At 72.5% G+C, this 22,496-nt stretch carries 18 protein-coding genes and 1 tRNA gene; 11 read left to right on the top strand and 8 right to left on the bottom strand.

Annotated features, from left to right (window positions below):
- Positions 1–248: 248 nt before the first annotated feature.
- Positions 249–1,532, bottom strand: a complete 1,284-nt coding sequence (locus tag AIF0345_RS14900) for a methyltransferase domain-containing protein (protein ID WP_285296587.1) — start codon at positions 1,530–1,532, stop codon at positions 249–251.
- 418 nt (positions 1,533–1,950) lie between these two features.
- Between AIF0345_RS14900 and ispF the strand changes: the two genes are divergently transcribed.
- The 4 genes from ispF (at position 1,951) to AIF0345_RS14880 (ending at position 6,577) form a co-directional block, all read left to right on the top strand.
- Positions 1,951–2,526 carry a 2-C-methyl-D-erythritol 2,4-cyclodiphosphate synthase gene (gene ispF, locus AIF0345_RS14895; protein WP_285296586.1) on the top strand — a complete coding sequence of 192 codons (576 nt, stop codon included), beginning with the start codon at positions 1,951–1,953 and terminating at the stop codon, positions 2,524–2,526.
- An 81-nt stretch (positions 2,527–2,607) separates the two neighbouring features.
- Positions 2,608–4,185, top strand: coding sequence for a cysteine--tRNA ligase (cysS, locus tag AIF0345_RS14890; RefSeq protein ID WP_285296585.1), 1,578 nt, complete (start codon positions 2,608–2,610; stop codon positions 4,183–4,185).
- A gap of 21 nt (positions 4,186–4,206) precedes the next feature.
- Positions 4,207–5,238, top strand: coding sequence for a 23S rRNA (guanosine(2251)-2'-O)-methyltransferase RlmB (rlmB, locus tag AIF0345_RS14885; RefSeq protein ID WP_285296584.1), 1,032 nt, complete (start codon positions 4,207–4,209; stop codon positions 5,236–5,238).
- 97 nt (positions 5,239–5,335) lie between these two features.
- Positions 5,336–6,577, top strand: a complete 1,242-nt coding sequence (locus tag AIF0345_RS14880; protein ID WP_285296583.1) for a hypothetical protein — start codon at positions 5,336–5,338, stop codon at positions 6,575–6,577.
- A gap of 34 nt (positions 6,578–6,611) precedes the next feature.
- Here the strand turns inward: AIF0345_RS14880 and AIF0345_RS14875 are convergent, their stop codons facing one another.
- The 6 genes from AIF0345_RS14875 to AIF0345_RS14850 all read right to left on the bottom strand — a co-directional run bounded on the left by AIF0345_RS14875 (position 6,612) and on the right by AIF0345_RS14850 (position 12,661).
- A complete protein-coding gene (locus AIF0345_RS14875; protein ID WP_285296582.1) occupies positions 6,612–7,058 on the bottom strand; it encodes a hypothetical protein in 447 nt (148 codons plus the stop codon).
- A gap of 251 nt (positions 7,059–7,309) precedes the next feature.
- Complete coding sequence (locus AIF0345_RS14870; protein WP_285296581.1) at positions 7,310–8,125, bottom strand: hypothetical protein; 816 nt, start codon at positions 8,123–8,125, stop codon at positions 7,310–7,312.
- A gap of 127 nt (positions 8,126–8,252) precedes the next feature.
- Complete coding sequence (locus AIF0345_RS14865; protein WP_285296580.1) at positions 8,253–8,807, bottom strand: hypothetical protein; 555 nt, start codon at positions 8,805–8,807, stop codon at positions 8,253–8,255.
- 389 nt (positions 8,808–9,196) lie between these two features.
- Entirely contained in the window at positions 9,197–9,628 is a 432-nt protein-coding gene (locus AIF0345_RS14860; protein ID WP_285296579.1) for a hypothetical protein, read from the bottom strand.
- Between the two features lie 13 nt (positions 9,629–9,641).
- The gene (locus AIF0345_RS14855; RefSeq protein ID WP_268917288.1) at positions 9,642–11,024 is read right to left on the bottom strand and encodes a DUF4032 domain-containing protein; all 1,383 of its coding nucleotides are present in this window, start codon (positions 11,022–11,024) and stop codon (positions 9,642–9,644) included.
- 509 nt (positions 11,025–11,533) lie between these two features.
- A complete protein-coding gene (locus AIF0345_RS14850) occupies positions 11,534–12,661 on the bottom strand; it encodes an ABC transporter ATP-binding protein (protein ID WP_043563065.1) in 1,128 nt (375 codons plus the stop codon).
- 228 nt (positions 12,662–12,889) lie between these two features.
- Here AIF0345_RS14850 and AIF0345_RS14845 point away from each other — a divergent pair, with 228 nt between their 5' ends.
- The 4 genes from AIF0345_RS14845 (at position 12,890) to AIF0345_RS14830 (ending at position 17,269) form a co-directional block, all read left to right on the top strand.
- On the top strand, positions 12,890–15,118 hold the full coding sequence (locus AIF0345_RS14845) for a serine/threonine-protein kinase (RefSeq protein ID WP_268917287.1): 2,229 nt from the start codon (positions 12,890–12,892) through the stop codon (positions 15,116–15,118).
- Positions 15,119–15,288: 170 nt separating this feature from the next.
- Positions 15,289–16,098, top strand: coding sequence for a DsbA family protein (locus tag AIF0345_RS14840; protein ID WP_285296578.1), 810 nt, complete (start codon positions 15,289–15,291; stop codon positions 16,096–16,098).
- A gap of 182 nt (positions 16,099–16,280) precedes the next feature.
- Positions 16,281–16,353 (top strand) — tRNA-Thr (locus AIF0345_RS14835).
- 145 nt (positions 16,354–16,498) lie between these two features.
- A complete protein-coding gene (locus AIF0345_RS14830; protein ID WP_043564227.1) occupies positions 16,499–17,269 on the top strand; it encodes a Rossmann-like domain-containing protein in 771 nt (256 codons plus the stop codon).
- A gap of 134 nt (positions 17,270–17,403) precedes the next feature.
- Here the strand turns inward: AIF0345_RS14830 and AIF0345_RS14825 are convergent, their stop codons facing one another.
- Complete coding sequence (locus AIF0345_RS14825; RefSeq protein ID WP_268917285.1) at positions 17,404–18,081, bottom strand: uracil-DNA glycosylase; 678 nt, start codon at positions 18,079–18,081, stop codon at positions 17,404–17,406.
- Positions 18,082–18,228: 147 nt separating this feature from the next.
- Here AIF0345_RS14825 and AIF0345_RS14820 point away from each other — a divergent pair, with 147 nt between their 5' ends.
- The 3 genes from AIF0345_RS14820 to groL all read left to right on the top strand — a co-directional run bounded on the left by AIF0345_RS14820 (position 18,229) and on the right by groL (position 22,472).
- Positions 18,229–18,846: a LytR C-terminal domain-containing protein gene (locus tag AIF0345_RS14820; protein WP_043564225.1), complete on the top strand. Its 618-nt coding sequence runs from the start codon at positions 18,229–18,231 to the stop codon at positions 18,844–18,846.
- Positions 18,843–20,183: a glycoside hydrolase family 15 gene (locus AIF0345_RS14815; RefSeq protein WP_268917284.1), complete on the top strand. Its 1,341-nt coding sequence runs from the start codon at positions 18,843–18,845 to the stop codon at positions 20,181–20,183. The genes AIF0345_RS14820 and AIF0345_RS14815 overlap by 4 nt, the downstream gene beginning before the upstream one ends.
- A 663-nt stretch (positions 20,184–20,846) precedes the next feature.
- On the top strand, positions 20,847–22,472 hold the full coding sequence (groL, locus tag AIF0345_RS14810) for a chaperonin GroEL (protein ID WP_043564221.1): 1,626 nt from the start codon (positions 20,847–20,849) through the stop codon (positions 22,470–22,472).
- Positions 22,473–22,496 lie beyond the last annotated feature (24 nt).

Genomic DNA, 22,496 nt, shown 5'->3' with positions numbered 1-22,496 from the left:
TGGGACTTCGTTTCCGCATGATTCCGGGGTTTTTGCCAACGCAGGTCGCGCGCGAATGTGCAATACCGTCGCCCCGGCGCCCGCAGGCCCCGGCAGAACCCGCCCCGCAGGGGTGCGACCCGACTCATGCGACCACCCTGCCCCGAGACCACCCCACCGGGTCCCCACATCCGGAGCATTCAAGCTGTCGCAGATGGCTGATACATCACACCCCGCACCGAGATCGGTTCGACGGACCGATCTCGGCGTCAGGGGCGGACCAGCTCGACCAGGACCTCGGCGTGGTCGGTGTGGGGGAACATGTCGAACAGCTGGGCCCGGCGGGCCCGCAGGGAGGGCATCGCCTCCAGGTCGGCCGCCAGGCTCGCCGGGTTGCACGAGGAGTACAGCACCCGTGCCACTCCTGCGTCCTCGATCCGTCGCGCCAGCTCGACCCCGATTCCACGCCGCGGCGGGTTGACCACCAGCAGGTCCGGCACAGTGCCGCCCCCAGGATCCAGGACCCGCGCGTCGCCAACCTCGAAGCGGGCGGCGTCGGGCGCCAGCCCCATGAGCGCCGCCGACTCCCGAGCCCCGCGGATCGCGGGCTCCGACATCTCCACCCCCAGCACCCGGCGGCCCGGACCCGCGAGCGCGAGCGCGAAGCCCCCGACGCCGCAGAACAGGTCCCACACCTCGGCCCGGTCGTCCAGGTCCTCCGCCCACTGCGCCGCGGTGGCGTAGAGCCGCTCCGCCACGCCCGTGTTCGTCTGGAAGAAGGAGCGGGTCGGCAGGAAGAGCAGAAGCTCGGCACCGGACCGGGCGGCCTGGGCGGCCCCGGACCGGGCTGCCCCGGCGACCCCCGCGGCCCCGGTGCCCCCGCCGTCATCGGACCCCGGCAGTTGCAGACGCATGAGCAGGCGGTCGCCCCAGGGCTCGTCGCCGGTGAGGACCACCTCCTCCTCGCCCTCGATAACGGCCTGGTGGACGGGCTGGATATTGACGCTCATGACGGCGAGTGTCGGCAGCTCCTCCCGCAGCCCCGGCAGCGCCTCGCGCAGCCGGCCGACGTGCCGGCGTGAGCGCAGGACCCAGCGGACCATGAGGTCGCCGTCGGGGGAGGCGGTCACCAGTAGGTGCTTGAGCTCGCCGCGCCGTGCCCCGACGTCGTAGGGCCCGATGCCCAGCCGGGTCACGGCCCGGGCCAGGGCGGGCAGCGCCGCCTCGATCTCGGCCACATGCAGGGGGCAGTCGCGCAGGTCGATGCCGCCGTCGGGGCCGAGGATGCCGAGGACGGGCGCGGCCGCCCGGCCTGAGACGACCATCTTCGCCTTGTTGCGGAATCGGGTCGGGGCGCTCGCCGCCGGAGACAGCCAGGTGCCGTCGGACGCAAGGCGGGCGGCGAGCAGCGCTGCGACGCGCTGTTGCTTGCGGGCGAGCTGAAGGTTCAGCGGCAGGTCCTGGTGCGGGCAGGAGCGGCAGGTGCCGCTGCGGTGCAGCGGGCAGAAGGCGGCCGACGACGGGCGGCGGGTGTCGGCGCGCACGAGTCTCACGGGGAATATTGTGAGCCCCGGGCGGGCGAGGCCCAGGCGGGGCGCGCTGCGGACATGACCTGGCCCGCGGTGCCGGGTTGTCTCTCCCGGCCCGCGGGCCTTCGTCGTTGAGGGGCTCGACTCCCGGGTTCCCAATTCCGGGAGGAGCGCTCCTCCTTCGCCGGAGCGGCGTCCACGGGCTCCCTTAGACCCTTGGTCGCCTCGACTGCGGCCGGTCGTCGGGTTCCCCAACCCTCGCGACCGCCTCCGTCCGACGGCGACCCCTATGTAACCGGACGTACCTGGACGGACACCACTAAAGCGTCTGGGAAAAACCTAGGAAATGTGAAACGGTCGTGCAGCGGCGGGCGGCCCGGGCGCCGCGCGTCGATCTGGGACCCGTCCGTGCTCGGACGACGGCGTCGGGCACACTGGGCCCATGACCGACCCCGCTCTCACTGAGCCGCCCACTGCCGCCCCGGCCGCCGCGCCGACACCGCCCCTGCCGCGTACCGGCATCGGTACCGACGTCCACGCCTTCCGGGCCGCCGTCCCGGCCTCAGACGCGCTGCACCTGGCCTGCCTGACCTGGCCCGGCGAGAGAGGCCTGGAGGGGCACTCCGACGGCGACGTCGTCGCCCACGCCTGCTGCGACGCCCTCTTCTCCGCCGCGGGGCTGGGGGACCTCGGCTCCAACTTCGGCACCGCCGAGCCGCGGTGGAAGGGCGCGGCCGGCGGTACGCTCCTGGCCGAGGCGGCGCGACGCGTGCGCGCGGCCGGCTACGAGATCGGCAATATCGCCGTCCAGCTCGTCGGGGCGCGCCCCCGCGTCGCGGGCCGGGTCGGCGAGGCGCGCGACGCCCTGTCGGCCGCCGTCGGGGCCGACGTCGCCTTCTCCGCCACCACGACCGACCACCTGGGCTTCCTCGGGCGCGAGGAGGGCCTGCTGGCGATCGCCACGGCCCTGGTCTACCCGGTCGCCCCGGCACCGCCGTCGGCCTCCGTGCCGAGATAGACATTTTCGTATGAGGTAGACGGTGACACCGTCTACCTCATACGAAAATGTCTATCTCGACGCAGAGGGTAGGCTGAACCGGTGAGCACTGACCTTCCCGCGCGCCCTGCACTGAACCTGCGCCTGTACGACTCCGCCGCCCGCGCCGTCGTCCCCCTGGCACCCACCGTCACGCCCGGGACGGTCACGATCTACCTGTGCGGCGCCACCGTCCAGGGCTCGCCCCACATCGGCCACATGCGCTCCGCCATCGCCTTCGACGTACTGCGCCGCTGGCTGGAGCGCTGCGGCCAGCGGGTCCTGCTCATCCGCAACGTCACCGACATCGACGACAAGATCCTCGCCAAGTCCGCCGCCGCCGTCCCCCCCGTGCCCTGGTGGGCCTGGGCCCAGCGCCACGAGCGCGAGTTCGACGCCGCCTACCGGGCGCTCGGCGTGGCCCCGCCCACCTACGAGCCGCGCGCCACCGGCCACGTCCCCGAGATGATCGACCTGGTCGGCCGGCTGCTCGACGCCGGGCACGCCTACATCGGTGAGCGCGGCAACGTCTACTTCGACGTGGCCTCCCTGCCCGACTACGGGGCGCTGACCAACCAGCGGCCGGAGGACCTGGCCACCACCGAGGACGAGTCCCAGATCGACGACGACGTCGAGGCCGACAAGCGCGACCCGCGCGACTTCGCCCTGTGGAAGACCGCCAAGCCCTCCGAGCCGGACGACGCCGCCTGGGACGCCCCCTGGGGCCGCGGCCGTCCCGGCTGGCACCTGGAGTGCTCGGCCATGTCCCGGCGTTACCTGGGCGAGGTCTTCGACATCCACGGCGGCGGCATCGACCTGCGCTTCCCCCACCACGAGAACGAGCAGGCCCAGTCCCGCGGCGCCGGCTGGGGGTTCGCCCGCCACTGGGTCCACAATGCCTGGGTCACCGTCAAGGGCGAGAAGATGAGCAAGTCGCTGGGCAACTCCCTGATCGTGGCCGAGCTGCTCCGGACCTACGACCCCGCCGTCCTGCGCCTGGCCCTGGGCACCGTCCACCACCGCTCCACCGTGGAGTTCTCCGAGGAGACCCTCGCCGACGCCTCCGGCCTGTGGGACCGCCTGAGCGGTGCCGTGCTGCGGGCCCGGGAGGTGACCCGCCCCGACGGCGAGGGCGGCGACCCCGACAACGCCGGCTCCGACAGCCCCGGCGCCCCCGGCACCGCGGGCGCCGCCGACCCGGTGGACGCCCCCGCCGAGGAGGTGCGCGCGCGCCCCCTGCCGGACGAGTACACGGCCGCCATGGACGACGACCTGGGCCTGGCCGGGGCCATGGCCGTCGTCCACGCCACCCTCAAACGGCTCAACACCGCGCTCGCGGCCCCCGAGCCGGAGCGCGACGCCGTCGTCTCCGCGGCCCTGGACCTGCGCTCCCAGCTCGACGTCCTGGGCCTGGACCCGCTGGCCGAGCCCTGGCGCTCCCGCGTCCTGGGCGGCGCGGGCGCAGGCAGCGACGCCGCCATGGACGCGCTCGACCACCTCGTGACCGCCCTGCTCGACCAGCGCGCCCGGGCCCGCGTCGCCAAGGACTGGGCCCGCGCCGACGCCCTGCGCGACCAGCTGGCCGCGGCCGGCGTCGTCGTCGAGGACTCCGCCGCAGGCGCCCGCTGGCACCTGGCCTGAGCCCGGCTGAAAGGACCATCCATGCCCGGAAACGAGCAGTACCCCGGCGCCCGGCGCCGCTCCCCCAAGAAAGGACCCACCAAGGGCTCCGGCGGCAAGCGCCGTCGTAGGCTGGAGGGGCGCGGCCCCACGCCCAAGGCGGAGGACCGCGTCGGCCACCCCAGGGCGCGGGCCAAGGCGCGCGCCCAGGCGCGGGCCTCCCAGCCCACGCACGCCAAGCGGCTGAAGCAGGCCAAAGAGCGCTTCGGCGTGCCGACGGACCACGAGATCGTGTGCGGCCGCAACGCGGTCGCCGAGGCCGCCCGCGCCGCCGTCCCGATCGTGCGCGTGTTCATGGCGGTCGCGGCGGCGTCCTCTGAGTCCGACGACCGCCTGGACGCCGTCGTCCGGCGCGCGACCCTCCTGGGCGCGCCGGTGCTGGAGGCCACCAGGCTCGACCTGGAGGCCCTCACCGACGGCGCCGCCCACCAGGGCGTGGCCATCGAGGTGCCCGCCTACGAGTACGCCGACGCCGCCGGCCTGCTGGAGCGCGCCCGCGAGGCCGGCCGCACCCCGCTGCTGGTGGCCCTGGACCAGGTCACCGACCCGCACAACCTCGGGGCGGTCCTGCGCAGCGCGGGGGCCTTCGGGGCCGACGGCGTCATCATCCCCGAGCGGCGCTCGGTCGGGGTCAACGCCACCGTGTGGAAGGTCTCGGCCGGCGCGGCCGCCCGGGTGCCGGTGGCGCGCGAGACGAACCTCGTGCGCGCCCTGACGGCCCTGAAGAGGGAGGGCTGCTTCGTCGTCGGGCTCGACGGCGGCGGGGACACGGCCCTGGAGGGGCTCGCGCTCGCCGACGCCCCGCTCGTCGTGGTCACAGGGGCGGAGGGGGCAGGCCTGTCCCGCCTGGTGCGCGAGACCTGCGACGTCGTCGCCTCCATCCCGATCGCCCGCACCGTCGAGTCGCTCAACGCGGCGGTGGCCACCGGCATCGGCCTGTACGAGATCGACCGGCTGCGCCGCGCCGCCCGTTCCGCCGCTCCCACCCAGCCGGCTCCGCCCGCTCAGGGCTGACCGGCGCGCCTGTTGCTGACACAATAGGCGCCGGACCCGTATCCCCATCAACGGACCGACCGCGCCGCGGCTGGTCCCAGCCGGCTAGGAGGCCTCCATGGCTCAGGACACCGCACAGCGCTGGAACCGCACCGAGGGCGTGCTCATCGCGCCGGGCTCCCAGCCGGAGGCGGTCGCCGACCGCCTCGTCGCGGACCGGGTCGTCGCCCGCCTGGAGTGGTACCCGTCAAGCCCGCACCTGCTGTCAATGACGCTCATGACGGACGCGGACGGCCGGGTGGCCGTCACCCCGCCCGCCCGCGGGGGAGTCGTGGCCGGTCTCGGCGTCAGCGAGCTCGCCGAGTCCCTGGCCCGCGAGTTCGGGGCGGACGTGACCATCGGCCCGGCTGCCTTCAACGCGCTGCCCGACGACGTCGCCCTGCCCGAGGTCTCGGGCGCTCCCGGGCCGACGACCCGCACGCTCGTGGTCTCCCCGCTGAGCGCCTACACGGTGCCCCTGCAGGCCACGCTGCTGGAGCGCCCGCTGGCCGTGGCCTCCCTGCCCGGCCTGGACCGCCGGATCGTCATGTACACCGGCGACGGCGCGGGCCTGGGCAGCTTCGGCTGGGACGAGGAGTCCCTGCCCGCCCTGGTCCTGACCGTCGATGAGCGCGACGTCGCCGCCCGCGCCATCCTCACCGGGGAGGGCGACGACGACGCCGTCTTCTCCTGGGGTATGACCTCCCGCTACGTGTGGGGCGGGGTCGGCGAGCCGGGGCCGGCGCTGCGGGCGCTGGTCGATGAGCTCCTCACCGACTCCACCGACGTGTCCGTCATCGCCTCGACCGTGCCGGGGGCCGACGTCGAGGCCGCCGCCAAGGCCTTCGCCACCCCGGGGCTGGAGGGCATGGTCGCCCTGACCCGGGCCCTGGGCCTGCCCGAGTGGGTGGAGTCCGTCCTGGGCGGGCGGCTCGCGCCGGCGGAGGTGCCCGGCGCGGTCGTCCACGAGCCGCGCGGCCTGTCCAACGCGGTGGGGCGCAGCGTCGGCATGCTGCTGCAGGACCCGTCCACGCCCGGATCGGCCTTCTGGCAGTCCTACGTCCGCACCGTCACCGACATGCCCTGGGCCGTGCGCGGAGCCGCGATTCTCGAGGCCGGCCTGGGCGGGGCGCTGGTGGGCGCCGCGGTGCGTCGCCACCACCGGAGCGGCCGGCTGTCCGGCGGGCTGCTGGGCGTGGGCATTGTGCTCATGGTGGACGCGGTCGCCGAGACCTCGCTGGCGTCCTGGACGCGTCACCGCGAGCTGCGGCGCCGGGCCGACGAGGAGATGACGCTGGTCGCCGAGGAGCTCGGCGCCTGAGGCGCGCGGGCCGGGGGCGCGGGGCTGGGGCCCGCTACCGGAGCTGACTGGTGAACCAGAGGAAGAACCCGAGCACCACCGCGATTGAGAGCCCTGCCGTGAGCATGAAGGCGAGCACGCCTATGACGAGAGCCTTCGCGCCGCTGTCGTGGCTCTCTGTCAGGGTGAAGGACAGTGTTCCCTTCAGCCAGTCGGCGTTGGAGGGGCGGTAGTAGAGGCGCACGGCCTGGCCGGGCGGAAGGTAGAAGTCGATGCGGGCGGGAGCCGCTCCCATATAGCCCAGGCCGCCGCTGATCCAGATCGGCCCGGCGGGCGCCACCAGGCGCACGCCGGGGTCGGGCATGTGGAAGGGCAGGCCGTTGATCCTGAATGGGACTCCCCGGAAGAGCAGTCGCGGGAACGACCTGGGGTCCATCACCAGGTCGATGAAGCCGTGGGGGACGCGGTCGGCCCCGGGGAGGACGACGACGTCGGTGCTCACGCGCCCGGCCCCCTCACTCGCCCTTGAGCCTCATGCCGGCGGTGAGGCCCGTGGGGCTGAGCTCGTACTCGCGGTCGGCGGCGGGCCTGCCGATCGCCTTGATGATCTGCAGCGACTGGGGCATGGGGCGATTCTTTCAGGAAACGACGACGACGGCGCGCCGGCCGCGCGGGTCGGGTCGGCTCTCTCGGTGGTGGCGGGGGAGCCTGGCGGGTCGGGCCCGCCGGGTCAGGGGAGGGAGGCCCGCCGGGTCAGGAGGCGGAGAGGATGCGCGGCGGGGTCGCGGGCGCGGCGATACCGAGGCTCCGGGCCAGGTCCCGGCCGGCGGAGGCGGTCGCGGCCTCGTCCGCTCCGACCACCTCGACGTCCCGCGAGAACCCGAAGTGCCCGCAGACCGCGACACTGCTGTCGCCGTGCCCGGTGAGCACCGCGAGCGCGAGGCAGCCCTCGGGGGCCTCGAGGATGACCACCGGCTGATCGGCGGCCAGGCGGATCCCGCCGGTGGAGTCGAAGGGGTGACCCATCATGTCCCACAGGGACAGGCGGCTCACGACAGCGCGGAGCACTCGGCGGCGCCGGAGGCGGCCCGCGGGGCGCATCTGCGCGCCCCGGGCGTCGGCGAGGAGAAGATAGGGAGTCCTGCGGCGCACCCTCCTGATGCCCCGGCACTCGACGACGGCGACCGGCAGCACCACCACCTGCCCGCCCGGCCCGTCGGGGCCGCGTCCGGCGCGGCGCAGCTCCCGCTGCCGCCCCCGTTCCAGCCGGCGCCACGAGACACGACGGCCATCCCGCTCGCCGCGTTCGCCGCGGTCCATGCGGCGAAGGAGCAGCTCGGTGGGCGCCCAGATGACAGGGAGCGAGAACGCCCCGGCCGCGAAGTACGCCATGAGGTCCATGTCGCCCGCCTGCGCCGCCAGCCATGCGGCGACGGACAGCGCCGCCTCGGGCACCGCGAAGAAGAACGCGAACAGCAGGACGGTCGTGCGCGTGTTCTCCACCCACCGCGGGACCAGGATCAAGACGAGCAGATGGATGATGATGAAAAGAGCCATCCCGAACGCCATGAGGTTCTCATTCGCGATCGACCACCCCCAGGCGGCCAGCGCCCAGGGGCTCGCGAGGAGCGCCGTCAGGACCGCGCCGAGGACAAGCCTCCTCCTCCACCGGCTCGACGCCGATGGCCCCTGGTCCTCAGCGGGGAGGGCGGCGGGCGGGGACTCCGGCCGGGGCGCACCCGTCGGGCCGGTCCTGCGCCGAGCCGCCGGGCGGATCCTGTACTCCGGCCTCCTCGGCCCACTCCTCCTTCGCGGGTCGCTGGACGCAGCAGTACTCGTCGATTCGGACCCCGCCGATACGGGAAATCAGAGAATCCAGGCCGCTGCGCAGTCCCAGAGGGGCCGACGACCAGTGGGACAGCTCCAGGGTGTAGGGGTGGGTGAAGGTCGCCAGCACCTCCGGAGCGATCGGAGGCGGAGGAGCGAAGTCGCCGTCGGCCTCTATCTTCTCCCACATCTCCTCATCCCACCACAGCTCCCAGTCCCACTCCTCTGGGCGCCCGGGGATGTCGGTAGGGGGCCGGCGGCGGATGCGGATGGAGTGGAATGGGTGGAAGAAGGTGAAGTCGCCGCCGTCGGGGGACTCCCCGAAGACGATGTCGGGGCCGAAGGCGGCGGCGAGATCCGCCCGGGTGATGGGGCGCGCCAGGAGCAGCTCGTGCCTGGTCTTGGCGTCCGAATGGAAGGTCATGACTGTCCTTGATATCTGATTCCGGGGGTGTTCTGTTCCTGCGGGTCCCCCCCCGTGACCGCAAGTCGGTTCGCGCGGTCGTACGTTAATTAAGGTACGACCGCGAAGAGGATGGTACGACCTCGCGAAGGGCGCAGGCCGCACCGGGCGGGCGGCGCTCCCAATGTCGGCGTCAGCTCAGCGTCAGTGCGTCACGTTCGCGTTCCCGCGCGCTCCACCCCGGCGCCCGGCAGGCACTTCTAACCGATCCCGGTGCGGAAGTGAGCCGATCTCGACGAAAAGGGCTGCCGGGGCTGCCGGGCGCCGCCCCGCGACCCGCGCAGCGCCCCGCGACCCGCGCAGCGCCCCGCGACCCGCGCAGCGCCCCGCGACGTTACTCGCCCGGGCCCTCAGAGCTGTTTCAACAGCTTGATGAGCAGGTAGAGGCCAAGCATCGCGACCATGATTCCCATCATGACAAGCCACTGTTTTTCGTAGGGGCTGGGGCCCTTGAGCCTCTGCAGCGTCAGTGTGCCGGGATCCCCCCTGATCCAGGAGCGGCGGTAGAAGACGGGGACGGCCTGCCCTTGCTGGACCACGACATCAATACGCAGAGCGCGCTCGACCGGCTTGAGGACACCAGGACGACCGACTGCGACGCTCACGGGCCCCGCGGGCACAACGACCCGGGCGGCAGCCGAGCTGAAGTGCACCGGACAGCCGTTGATCGTCACCGGGATGTACTTCCAGGTGAGCGCCGTCCCGGACGGGTCCATCACCATGTCGATGCAGCCGTGAGGGACGCGATCGGCTCCGGGGAGGACGACGACGTCGATGCTCACGCGCCCGGCCTCCTCACTCGCCCTTGAACTTCATGCCGGCGGTGAAGCCCATGGGGTTGTGCTCGTAGGCCGCGGCCATCTCCTCGTCTCGGGCGGCGAACTCCTCGTCGTCGGCGACGGGCTCGTCCTCCTCGTCCTCGCCGCCGAAGATCGCCGCCATCTCCTGGGTGTCGCCCAGCGAGAGGTAGGACTCCTCGTCCCAGTGCTGGGGCAGGACGTTGCGGACGTAGTCCTCGATCGCCTCCTCGGTGGTCACATCGCCCTGCCTGGCCTCGGACATGTACCAGCGGTGCTCGAGCACCTCGTGGAAGATCTCCGCCGGCTCGAGCTTGCGGCGCAACTCCATGGGCACGGCGGCGATCGTCGGCTCGAAGACGTCGGTGAGCCAGGCGTGGGCCACCTGCTCGATGGGCTCGTCCTGCCGGCCGGTGTAGGCCCGGTAGGCCTCCAGGTCGTTGAGCATGCGCTGGCCCTGGCGCTCCTGGACGTCCAGGCCGGTCAGGCGCATGATCTGGCGGTGGTAGTGACCGGCGTCGACGACCTTGGGCTGAATGACCATGCGCGCACCCGAGCCGTCGGCCTGCGTCTTCATCATGAGCTCGCCGACGTCGAAGCCCAGCTTGTTGAGCCGCTCGATGCGCTGGCGCACGCGCCACCGCTCACCCATGTCGAAGGTCTCCGCGCCCGTGAGCACCTCCCACAGCTCGGTGTACCGGGTGACGATGCGGTCGCCGACCTCGATGGTGTCGACGCTGGGCTCCAGCAGCGCCCCGGCCTGGAGGTCCATGAGCTCGCCGATAATGTTGGTCCGGGCGATGTCGATGTCGTACAGGCGCTTGCCCTCGGTGAGTCCCTCGGTATGGAGCTCGCCGGTCTCGGCGTCCACCAGGTAGGCGGCGAAGGCGCCGGCGTCGCGCCGGAAGAGCGTGTTGGACAGGGAGACGTCCCCCCAGTAGAAGCCGAGCAGGTGCAGGCGCACGAGCAGGACCGCTAGGGCGTCGATGAGGCGGGTCGCCGTCTCGGGGCGCATGTACTGGCTGAACAGGGCGCGGTAGGGCAGGGAGTAGGACAGGTGCTCGGTGACGAGCACGGAGTTCAGGGCGTTGCCGGACAGGTCCGCGCGCTCGGTGATGACGGCGGTGGGGGTGACGCACGGCGCCCCCAGGCGCACGAGGTTGCGGAGCAGCTCGTACTCGCGGTAGGCGACGGACTCGCCGATCTCCTTGACGGCGATGACGCGCTCGGAGAGGTTGACGAAGCGCACAATGTGGCGCGACAGGCCGCGCGGCAGCGCCGCGAGGACCTCGGGTGGCCACGTCTCCAGCGGGATCTCCCAGGGCAGGTCGAGCAGGGCGGGGTCGATCGTCGCCGCGGTGATCTGCATGGACTGGGGCATGGGGCGATTCTCTCAGGAAACGACGACGACGGCGCGCTGACCGGGCGGCCCGGGCCGGCTCACTCGATCGTGGCGGGGGAGCCTGGCGGGTCGGGAGTCGGGAGGCGCAGCAGGGAAGGCCTCCGGGTCAGGAGGCGCAGCAGGGAAGGCCTCCGGGTCAGGAGGCGGAGAGGAGGCGCGGCAGGGGCGCGGGCGGCGATGCCGAGGGACGGGCGCGGAGGCGGGTTGCACATGGGAGAGAGGCGGCCCGACAGATAGAGCGTTACCGCAGGCGAATCTCCCGGACGGCCGCGAAGACCGGGCACAACCAGCGCCTCCGGAATCACCCGTCTGGATGATCCCAGCAGCCGCGAGCCGGGCCAGACGGGCGCCGCGCCCGCCCGCCGCCCTGGTGGAACCAGCCATCGAGGGGTTCGGGAGGCGGGAACGTGCGGGAGCCCCGCCGTGAGGGCGGGGCTCCCGGATGCCGGGCGATACCCGGACTGTGCGCCCGACTGAGAGGCTCAGGCTCAGGCGGGCAGGCGCTTGCCCGTCGAGGCGGAGAAGATGTGCTCCTCGCCGGGCTTGATGCGCACGTAGACGGTCTCGCCCGGCTCCGGAGCGGTGCGCGGGGGAACGCGGACAATGACCTGGCTGGAGTCCTCGCCGGAGCCCAGCTTCTCCTCCGAGTCCTCGGCGCCGACGAGCTCGCCGTAGATGTAGGCGTCGCTCCCCAGCTCCTCCACGAAGGACAGGCGCACCGGGATGGAGTGCTCGTCCTCGGCGGAGACCACCTCAAGGGACTCCGGACGGAAACCGATGGTGACCTTGCCGCCGTCCTCGGGCGTGATGGCGTCCAGGGTGGCCTTGGACAGCTGGATCTTGGCGGCGCCGAGGGTGGCGACGTCGCCGGAGACCGTGAAGCGGCCCAGGTTCATGGCCGGCGAGCCGATGAAGCCCGCCACGAACTCGTTGGCGGGCTTGTCGTACATCTCGCGCGGGGTGCCGACCTGCTGGAGGACGCCGTCCTTGAGGACCGCGATGCGGTCACCCATGGTCAGGGCCTCGGTCTGGTCGTGGGTGACGTAGACCGTCGTGACGCCCAGCGAGCGCTGGAGGGAGGCGATCTGCGTGCGGGTCTGGACGCGCAGCTTGGCGTCGAGGTTCGACAGCGGCTCGTCCATGAGGAAGACCTTGGGCTTGCGCACAATGGCGCGGCCCATGGCGACGCGCTGGCGCTGGCCGCCGGACAGGGCCTTGGGCTTGCGGTCGAGGTACTCGGTCAGGCCGAGGATCTTGGCGGCCTCGCGGACCCGCTTGTCGATCTCGTCCTTGGGCGTGCCCGCGATCTTGAGGGCGAAGCCCATGTTGTCGTGCACGCTCATGTGCGGGTAGAGCGCGTAGTTCTGGAAGACCATGGCGATGTCACGGTCCTTGGGCTGGACATCGGTGACGTCCTTGTCTCCGATGAGGATGCGGCCCTCGTTGACGTCCTCCAGGCCCGCGAGCATGCGCAGAGAGGTCGACTTCCCGCAGCCGGAGGGGCCGACGAGGACGAGGAACTCGCCGTCGGCGATCTCGAGGTTCAGGGCATCCACGCTCGGGCGGTCATTGCCCGGATAGATGCGGGTGGCGTGGTCAAAGGTCACAGTTGCCATGAGGTGGTATCCCTTCACCGGCAGGTACGTGCCGGACGATCCGTAGTGAAAGGTGCCGAATGCGTGTCCGCACTGACACATGCGCCTGGCCGGACGGCCGGGTGCGGGACATATGTTGTCACATAACCGGGCCGATCAGGTAGATCTATGGCGATCGCAGGGGCCCTCAGGGTCGGTGAAGCCCCTCACATCCCATATTGTGGCGGAGGTGCCCGGTAGTGTGACGCTATGACGCAGAACCCGGATGTGGGGACAGGCACCCCGATCTCCTTGGCGGGGCTCCGTGCCGGCACGGACGTCGGGGGCTACCGGCTGCTCCGGCGGCTGGGCGCCGGCGGCATGGGCGTGGTGTGGGAGGTCGCCGACGGCGAGGGCAACCACGTCGCCATGAAGATCCTCCACCCCCAGATCGCGGCGGACCCCATGGCGCGGCGCCGCCTGGACCGGGAGGCCTCGGTCCTGGCGCGCGTCAAGGACTCCCGCGTCGCCCGCATCCTCGACATCGAGACCGGCGACGGCGCCGACGGCTCGGGCGTCACCTTCGTCATTACCGAGCTCGTGGACGGGCCCACCCTCCAGCACGAGGTCGACTACGAGGGCGCCTACGACCTGTCCACCGACGCGCGCGACCTGTCCGACCTCGCCCACGGGCTGGTGGACTCCCTGTCAGCCGTCCACGCCGCGGGGGTCATCCACCGCGACCTCAAGCCGTCCAACGTCATGCTCGGGGTGCAGGGCCCGGTCCTCATCGACTTCGGCATCGCCCAGGTCGCCGACGACGTCCGCCTGACCCAGACCGGCCAGGTGACGGGCACGCCCGGCTTCATCCCGCCCGAGATGCTCGACGGCGATGAGCCGAGCCCCGGCGTCGACTGGTACGCCTGCGCGGGTGTGCTCCTGTTCGCGGTCACCGGGCGCGCTCCCTTCGGCTCGGGCCCCTGGCAGGCTGTCTTCCGGCGCGTCTACGCCGGCACCCCCGAGCTCGGCGCGCTCGAGGAGGACTGCCCCGCGCTGGCGCGGGCCTTCGTCGCCGCGCTCGCCCCGGAGGCCGCCGACCGGCTCAGCATCGAGGACCTGCTGCGGGTCCTCGATGACATCGCCGACGGCGGGACCGGGCAGGACGTGGTCGACGAGGTCCTCGGGAGCGGCGACGAGGCCTCCGAGGCCGACACGGACACCGGCACGTTCTCGGCCGCCTACGGCATCGTGTCGGGACAGCAGCCGGCGGCCGGGCCAGCCGGGTACGGCAGCGGGCCCAGCCCCTCCTCCGCCAGCACGGGTCCGCGTCCCGGCGCCCCCGCCGGTGGTTACGGGAGTGGTCCGGGCGCCCCATCGGGCGGTTACGGGCCCGCTCCCGGCGCGTCTTCCGGCGGCTACGGGCCCGGCCCGGGCCTCCTCGCCGGCGGCTACGGGAGTGGCCAGGGCGCCCCATCGGGCGGTTACGGGCCCGCTCCCGGCACGTCTTCCGGCGGCTACAGGCCCGGCCCCGGCGGCCCCGCCGGTGCGGGGCAGAGGCCCGGCGCCTACGGGTACCTCGGTACGCCCGCCGGCGGCGCCTCGGGGCCTTCGGCGGCATCGGCGTCGGCCCCCGTCAGCGCGTCCCCCAGCTTTCAGCCGGAGGGAGGGCGGCCGGCAACGCCGTCGACCGGGGTGCGGGCAGCCGCGGCCCCGGCGGCGTACGCGCCGGGCAGCGGCGCGGGCGTGCACCCGGTCCAGCCCGGGCCGCCGCGTCCGGCTCCCCGCCCGGCCCCGACTCCCGCTCCGATGCCGGCGCCGTCGCCGGCCCCCGCCCGGCCCGCCGGTGCCCAGCCCTCCGCCCCGAGCCCGGTCTCCTCCCTGCCGTCGTGGGCGCGCGAGCCGCGCCGTCACCCGGTTGTGATTCTTGCCGTGTTCGCGCTCATGGTGGCGCTGGCAGTCCTGGTCCCCGGGTGGGAGATCATTGTTTTCGCGGTAGTCCTGGTGCTGGCGGGGACCGTGGGGCGGGCCGAGGACGCGCGGCGCTGGCACAGGCTGGAGGCCGGCCGCGTGTCGGCCGGGGACAACGCACGCATGTGGGCGGGAACTCCCTGGTACCTGCTGCGCTCGCTCGTGGCCGGCGTCTTCGCGCTCATTCCGGCGGTTCTGGTCTTCGGCGCCGTCTGGATTCTCGGCGCGAGGGCGGTCGGGGCGGACGACAGCAGCCCCACCATCTTGGAGGACTGGCACCTGTATCACCGTTCGGGCGCGGTCCTGTACGTCGCGGTCGCGCTGCTGGCGCTCATCGCCTGGCTGGCGCCGTGGGGGACGCCGACGCGGCGGGGCGGGGCGCGCCTGGTCGAGGCCGTCCTGGGTGACGGGGGCGGGCCCGTCATCGCCACCGCCGTCCTGCTCGCCGTCGCCCTTGGCCTGGTGATCCTTCACATGATGGGGGTGCTTCCTCCCGCCTGGCTCTCCCCCTTCTTCTCCTCCAAGGGCTGATGGGCTTTTCCACCGAGAGCCGACGGGCGGCGGGGGCGTGAGGCAGGACGCAGTGCTCGCGCAGTGCTTGTCGGCCGATTGGCAGGCAGAATACTCAGTGTCCTGTCGTCAGTGGACTGTTGAAGCTTGTGGGCGTCCAGCGGTCCTGCAGCCGATCTGAGGAGTCCTCCGTGGCCTCGAACACACCCCGTCCGACCAAGGCCGAGCGTCGCGAGGCCGCTCGCGCCAAGGCCCAGGCGCTTCGCCTGGAGCAGGAGAAGCGGGAGCGCCGCGCGAAGGTCACGCGCCGGGTCCTGATCGGGGCGGGCGCCGTGGCCGTCGTCGGGGGCGCTGCCGGGCTCGTGACCGCCAGCGTGCTGAAGAAGAGGAGGAAGCTGGCCGTCAACAGCCAGGGCATCCCGTACCTTGTACGGTCTGACGACGGTGCGTGGACCTACGGCAAGAACTCGGTTATTGATACCACCAATGAGGGCGCTGCCGTGCTCGATGTTTTCTTCGACTACGCCTGCCCCCACTGCGCCGAGTTCGACGCTCTCCATGCAGACGAGATCTCCACGTTGCTCGACGACGGCAAAATCACTCTTGTCCTGCACCCCTGCAAGATTCTCAATCAGGACTGGACTGACCTGGTGATGAATGCCGTGGGCCTCGTTATGGATAAGGACTCGGATAAGGTGCTGGCATACCACAATGCGGTCTTCGAGGAGTTCGTCTCGATGGTTCAGGCCAGGGACGGCTCGCGGCAGACGGTGGCGACGCTCGTCTCGGTTGCCGAGAAGACGGGCGTGGACGGCGATGTGACCGCGCATCTCAAGAACACGATCACCGACAGGGTGTACGCCAAGTGGACCGACCTCGGAACCAGTGCCTTTACTGACAAGGGCCTGAAGGGGACGCCAACCATCATGCTCGACGGCGAGACGGTCGATCTCAGCAAGTTGTCCTCGGCCGACAGCCTGACCAAGCTCATTGGAGGGTGACGACTGCGGGGCGCAGCGCTGGGACGATGGCTCGGCCTGAGCCCGGGTCGGGGCGTCCCGGGCGCCGGGGCGCTGGAGAGTCGTGGGAGCCTGCGGGCCCCGGGGAGTCGTGGGGCGAACCCGAGGCGGGGCTGATCCGGACTCGTCCTCCGGCCGGTTGACCCTGTAGGCTCACCCGCAATGCCGTGTTAGCTCAGTTGGTAGAGCAGCTGTCTTGTAAACAGCAGGTCATCGGTTCGAGTCCGATACACGGCTCCGTGCTGAGGCGGCGGCGGGAGCGGGGGACGAGGGGGCGGGGAGGGGCTGGCCGTCTGAGGGTGTGTTCGGGGCGGAGGCGTGCAGGGTAAGGTGCCTTTCATCCGCTAGAGAACAGGAACCGCCTGCCATAAGGAGATCGCCCGTGACCAGCCCCTGGGACATCTACGACGCCCTCATCGAGGACCTTCCCGAGGACGTGACCGTCACCGCCTCCGATCGCGGCACCCGGTGGACCCGGGTCGTCAACTCCGCCGGCGGCATTGGCTCGGCCTGGTCCACGCCGGGGACGAGCCGCCCGGCGCTCTCCGCCGACACCCCGGACGCGGGCCGTCCCATCCGCGATGTCGCGGCCCTGACGAAGAGCTGGAACCTGGCCGAGGCGAGCGTCGGGCTGGCCGCGATCAACTCGTGGTACTCCCACGCCGAGGTCGCCGCCGGACAGGGATTTGTGCCCACCGGTGCGGGAGCGACCTGGCGCGAGGTCTTCGACCCCTACGCCGACGCCGTCGAGGGCCGGGTCGCCGCGATCATCGGCCACTTCCCCTTCGCCCGCGGCGCGCTGTGGAAGGCCGCCGACCTGCAGATCCTCGAGCGCTTCCCCGAGCCGGGCGACTACCCGGACACGGCCTGCGAGTACCTGCTGCCCGAGGCCGACTACGTCTTCGTCTCCTCATCGAGCTTCGTCAACAAGTCGGCTCCCCGCCTGATCGATCTGGCGGTCGGCGGCGGCGCGCACACGGTGCTGGTGGGCCCCTCCACGCCCATGCACCCGCTCCTGCTCGACCTGGGCGTGGACACCGTCACCGGCTACGTCCCCGACCCCGGAGTCGGCGAGCCCGGAGTCATCGAGTCGCTGTCCTCCACGGGCCAGATCGGCCCGGGCACCCGCATGCACCAGCATCGCGCCGGCTGACGCCTGCTCAACTGCTCGTCCCCGTCGAGATAGACATTTTCGGATGAGGTAGACGGCGAACCGTCTACCTCATCCGAAAATGTCTATCTCGGCGCGCGGCGCGCCCGCGGCGGCGCGCCGCGCGCCGGGGCACGTCAGGGCAGGCGCCAGTCCACGGGCTGCGCGCCCATCCGGACCAGCTCCTCGTTGGCCCGGCTGAAGGGCCTGGATCCGAAGAAGCCGCGCGAGGCGCTCAGTGGGGAGGGGTGCGGCGAGGCGATGATCGGCGTCGTGCCCAGCATCGGGGTCAGCGACTGCGCCGGGCGGCCCCACAGGATGGCGACCAGCGGCTCCGGGCGCTCGACCAGTGCCTCGATCGCCCGCTGGGTCACGGCCTCCCACCCCCAGCCCCGGTGCGAGGCGGGCGCGCCGGGGCGCACCGTCAGGACTCGGTTGAGCAGCATGACCCCCTGGCGCGACCAGGGCGTGAGGTCCCCCGACGTCGGGCGGTCCACGCCCAGGTCGCTGACCATCTCGGCGAAGATGTTCTCCAGGCTGCGCGGGGGCTTGACGCCGGGCTGCACCGAGAAGCTCAGGCCCATCGGGTGCCCGGGGGTGGGGTAGGGGTCCTGCCCGACGATGAGGACCTTGACCTCCTGCATCGGGTAGGTGAAGGCGCGCAGCACGTCGGTCCCCGCCGGCAGGTACCCGTGTCCCGCCGCGATCTCCTCTCGCAGGCGGGCGCCGATCTCGTGGATGGTCTGCTCGACGGGCGACAGGGCCTCTACCCACGAGGGGTGGACGATCTCGGACAGGGGCTTGGGGTCGTTCATCCCGTAAGCCTATCGCCTGCTCGCAGTCCGCTCGCAGCCCGTCCGCAACTCACCCGCAACCCATCCGCAACCCGTCTGCACGCTGCCTGCCCGGCAGGTTCCGCGGGTCGCCCGCGCGCGGGGACGGTTGCCCGCTATTCTCACGGGATGAGCGACTACCAGTTCCCCGACGACGAGTTCGACGCCGCGGACGCCGACGGGCCTGCTCCCGTGGGCGTGCACCGTGCTCAGGTGCCCGCGTGGCGCAGCTGGATCCCGTTGCTGGTGGTGCTCATTGTCGTGCCGCTCGTGGCATGGGGCGCGGTCGCCCTGCTCAAGCACGGGGCCGCGCAGTCCTCCGGAGGCTCCGCCAGCGGCTCGGCCAATGCCGCCCCCGCCACCTCCGAGGCTGCCGCCGACGCCGGCGGCAGCCCATCGACCGGCGGGGACGGTACCCCTGAGCCGACGTCCTCGGGTAACGCTGACCTGACCACGGGCGTCACTGTGCACAACGGCACCGACATCACCGGCCTGGCCGGCCGCACGGGCGGCAGGCTCGAGAACGCGGGCTTCACCTCCGTCGTGGTGGCCGACGGGGTGTACACGGAGGACGACCCGGCCACCACCACGGTCTTCTACGCGGCCTCGGAGAACGCCGCGACCGCCAAGGCCGTGGCCGACGCCCTGGGCGTGTCCAACGTCGTGGAGTCCGCCGAGGTCACCGCCTCCGACTCCAGCCCGATCACCGTCGTCCTGCGCGACGACTACCACGACGACCAGGGGTGAGGGGAGCCCCCGGCTCGCCCGCCCGCCGCGACCTTCTGCGCGCATCCGTGCTGGTGCCCGCCACGGGTGCGGCCGTTGTGGCCTGCGCCGCCGTCGGCGCGCGCTCGTGGAGGCGCCCTCCGGCCGTCCTCCTGTCGGAGGGGGTGGTCGTCGAGGACGACGGCGTTCTGCGCGCCCTGCCGCCCGGGCGCACCGCCGCCTATGTGCCGGGAACCCGCGTGGCTGCGTTCGCTCGGGGCGCAATGGCGGCCGCAGCGCTGCAGCGGCGCAACGGCGCCCGCCTCCCGGGCGGCCGATGGGCGGATCTGTCCGAGTCGGCGCTGACCGACCTGCTCGCCCTGACCGGCCCGATTCTGGGAGGTGGCGGCGGCGAGGGCCCGACCCGCTTCCCGCCCGGGGCCGTCGTCGCCGGGCCCGTGGGCGGCTGGCGCTACACCTGGCCGCGCGACGCCTCCTTCGCAGCGGCGGCCTTCTCCGCCGTGGGCCTGCACGGCGAGGCGCTCGGCGTCCTGGCGCACCTGGCCGGCCTGCAGCGGCCCGACGGCGGCTTCGAGGCGCGCTACACGGCTTCCGGCGGCGTGCCCGATGCCCGCCCCGCCCAGTCAGACGGGGCCGGCTGGATGCTGTGGGCCGCGAGGCGGGCCCTGGCCGAGGGGGCGGGGGCCGACGAGCTCGAAGAGGCCTGCGGGGCGGCCGCGGCGCGCGCCGTCGGGAACCTGCTGGCCCTGACCGACACGCCGTCGCACCTGCCCGCCGCCTCCCCCGACTACTGGGAGACCCGCGAGCGGACCCTCACCCTGGGCGTGGCGGCCCCGGTGCTCCTCGGCCTGGAGGCGGCGGCCGGCCTGGAGCAGGCGGGCATGGACATCGGCGCGTCGGCGGGGCGGTCGGCCGCGCGGGCGAGAGCGGTGCGCGCCGCCATGGAGCGGGCCTTCGCCCCCGGCTGGGGCCGTCACGTGCGCGACGACGACGTCGACGCCGCGATCGCACTGGTCGGCCCGCCATTCACGGCGGCGCTGGCGGGGACGCGGCCGGTGCGCGCCAGCGCCGTCGTCCGCATGCGCCGGGGCGGCGGGGGAGTGGGGCCGGGCACGTCCTGGCGCGACGACGGCGTCTCGTGGACGCCCGAGACGGCGCTGCTGGCGTGGTCGGCGGTCGCGCTGGGGAGGTCGCAGGAGGCCGAGCGGCTCCTGGACTGGCTGGACGGGCACCGCACGGCGGCGGGTGCGCTGGCGGAGAAGGTCGACGACGACGGCGCCCCGGCCGGTCCGGCGCCCCTGGCCTGGACCTGCGCGCTGGTCATTCTGGCCGCCGTGGATGCGGGCCTGTCGGCCTAGAGACGGCGGGCGCTCGGCCGCGCACCGCAGTCCCCGATTCTCAGGAACCTCACAGGGGATGCTCCGGTGCATTCCCAGGAGCGTGGGGTTGCATAGTGCTCGCCGCTGGACGGAAGCGGTCCCGAGGGTTGGGGAGCCCGATGACGGACCGCCGACGAGAGCCGGCTCGGGTCTAAGGGAGCCCGGGTCCTCGCTCCGGCGAAGAAGGAAGGCCCTCCCGCGGGTTCATGGGAACGCCCGCGGTTGAGCGGCCTCTTGACGATGCGGGCCCGTGGCCCCGGGGATCGCCCGGGGCCACGGGCCGCAGTCGTGCCGGCCCCGCCCCTCGGCCGCAGCCTCCTTCGTCGCGGTCGGTCGTATTCCGGCACGATGTCGGCTCACTTCCGCGTCGAGATCGGTTCCCGGCGGGCTCAGGGGCGCTCGACGCCGTGCAGTGCTGTGCCCGATCCCGCCGAGGGCGAACCCGTGCGCCTTGCACTCGACGGCCCCGAGTGCCAGCATTGCGGTTAGCACTCGGGGCTGTTGAGTGATAACCGCCCGATGGCCGCGTGTGAACGACCCAGGCCGCAAGGTGAGGGTCGGGTCCGGGCGTGACGTGAACGCCGGGGGCCGACTCGTCCGTCGCGGGCACCGCACGGCCACCCGTCACGCTAAGGAGCAGCAATGCCCAAGATTATCGCCTTCGACGAGGAGGCCCGCCGCGGCATGGAGCGCGGCCTGAACACCCTCGCTGACACCGTCAAGGTCACCCTCGGCCCCAAGGGCCGCAATGTCGTGCTCGACAAGAAGTGGGGCGCCCCCTCGATCACCAACGACGGCGTCACCATCGCCAAGGAGATCGAGCTGGAGGACCCCTACGAGAAGATCGGCGCCGAGCTCGTCAAGGAGGTCGCCAAGAAGACCGACGACGTCGCCGGCGACGGCACCACCACCGCCACCGTGCTCGCCCAGGCGCTCGTGCGCGAGGGCCTGCGCAACGTCGCGGCCGGCGCCAACCCGATCGCCGTGCGCCGCGGCATCGACAAGGCCGTCGCGGCCGTCGTCGAGCGCCTGCTGGCCGACGCCAAGGAGGTCGAGACCCAGGAGGAGATCGCGGCGACCGCCTCGATCTCCGCCGCCGACGAGCAGATCGGCGAGTTCATCGCCGAGGCCCTGGAGAAGGTCGGCCACGACGGCGTCATCACCGTCGAAGAGTCCAACACCTTCGGCCTCGAGCTCGAGGTCACCGAGGGCATGCGCTTCGACAAGGGCTTCATCTCCCCCTACTTCGTCACCGACGCCGACCGCCAGGAGGCCGTCCTGGAGGACACCTACGTCCTGCTGGTCGAGTCCAAGATCTCCAACGTCAAGGACCTGCTGCCCCTGCTGGAGAAGGTCATGCAGTCCGGCAAGCCGCTGGCGATCATCGCCGAGGACGTCGAGGCCGAGGCCCTGGCCACCCTGGTGGTCAACCGCATCCGCGGCACCTTCAAGTCCGTGGCCGTCAAGGCCCCCGGCTTCGGCGACCGCCGCAAGGCGATGCTGCAGGACATGGCGATCCTGACCGGCGGCACCGTCATCTCCGAGACCGTGGGCCTGAAGCTGGAGAACGCCACCCTGGAGGACCTGGGCCAGGCCCGCAAGGTCGTCGTCACCAAGGACGAGACCACGATCGTCGAGGGCGCTGGCGACAAGGACGCCATCGAGGCCCGCGTCGCCCAGATCCGCGGCGAGATCGAGAACTCCGACTCCGAGTACGACCGCGAGAAGCTCTCCGAGCGCCTCGCCAAGCTCGCCGGCGGTGTCGCCGTCCTGAAGTCCGGCGCCGCCACCGAGGTGGAGCTCAAGGAGCGCAAGCACCGCATCGAGGACGCCGTGCGCAACGCCAAGGCCGCCGTCGAGGAGGGCATTGTCGCCGGTGGCGGCGTGTCCCTCCTCCAGGCCGGTGAGGCCGCCCTGTCCGGTCTGGAGCTCGACGACGACGAGGCCACCGGTGCCGCGATCGTCAAGGTCGCCCTGGAGTCCCCGCTCAAGCAGATCGCCGTCAACGCCGGCTTCGAGGGCGGCGTCGTCGTGGACCGCGTCCGCAACCTGCCCACCGGCGAGGGCCTGAACGCCGCCACCGGCGAGTACGTCAACCTCCTGGCCGCCGGCATCGCCGACCCGGTCAAGGTGACCCGCTCCGCCCTGCAGAACGCGGCCTCCATCGCGGGCCTGTTCCTGACCACCGAGGCCGTCGTTGCGGACAAGCCGGAGCCCCCGGCCCCGCCGGCCGCCGGCGGTGGCGACGAGATGGGCGGCATGTACTGATCCGCTGACCTCGGTGGGCGCCGG

The sequence above is a fragment of the Actinomyces israelii genome (assembly GCF_030253495.1).
In the GTDB taxonomy this organism is placed as follows: domain Bacteria; phylum Actinomycetota; class Actinomycetes; order Actinomycetales; family Actinomycetaceae; genus Actinomyces; species Actinomyces israelii.
This window is presented reverse-complemented; position numbering and strand designations above follow the sequence as displayed.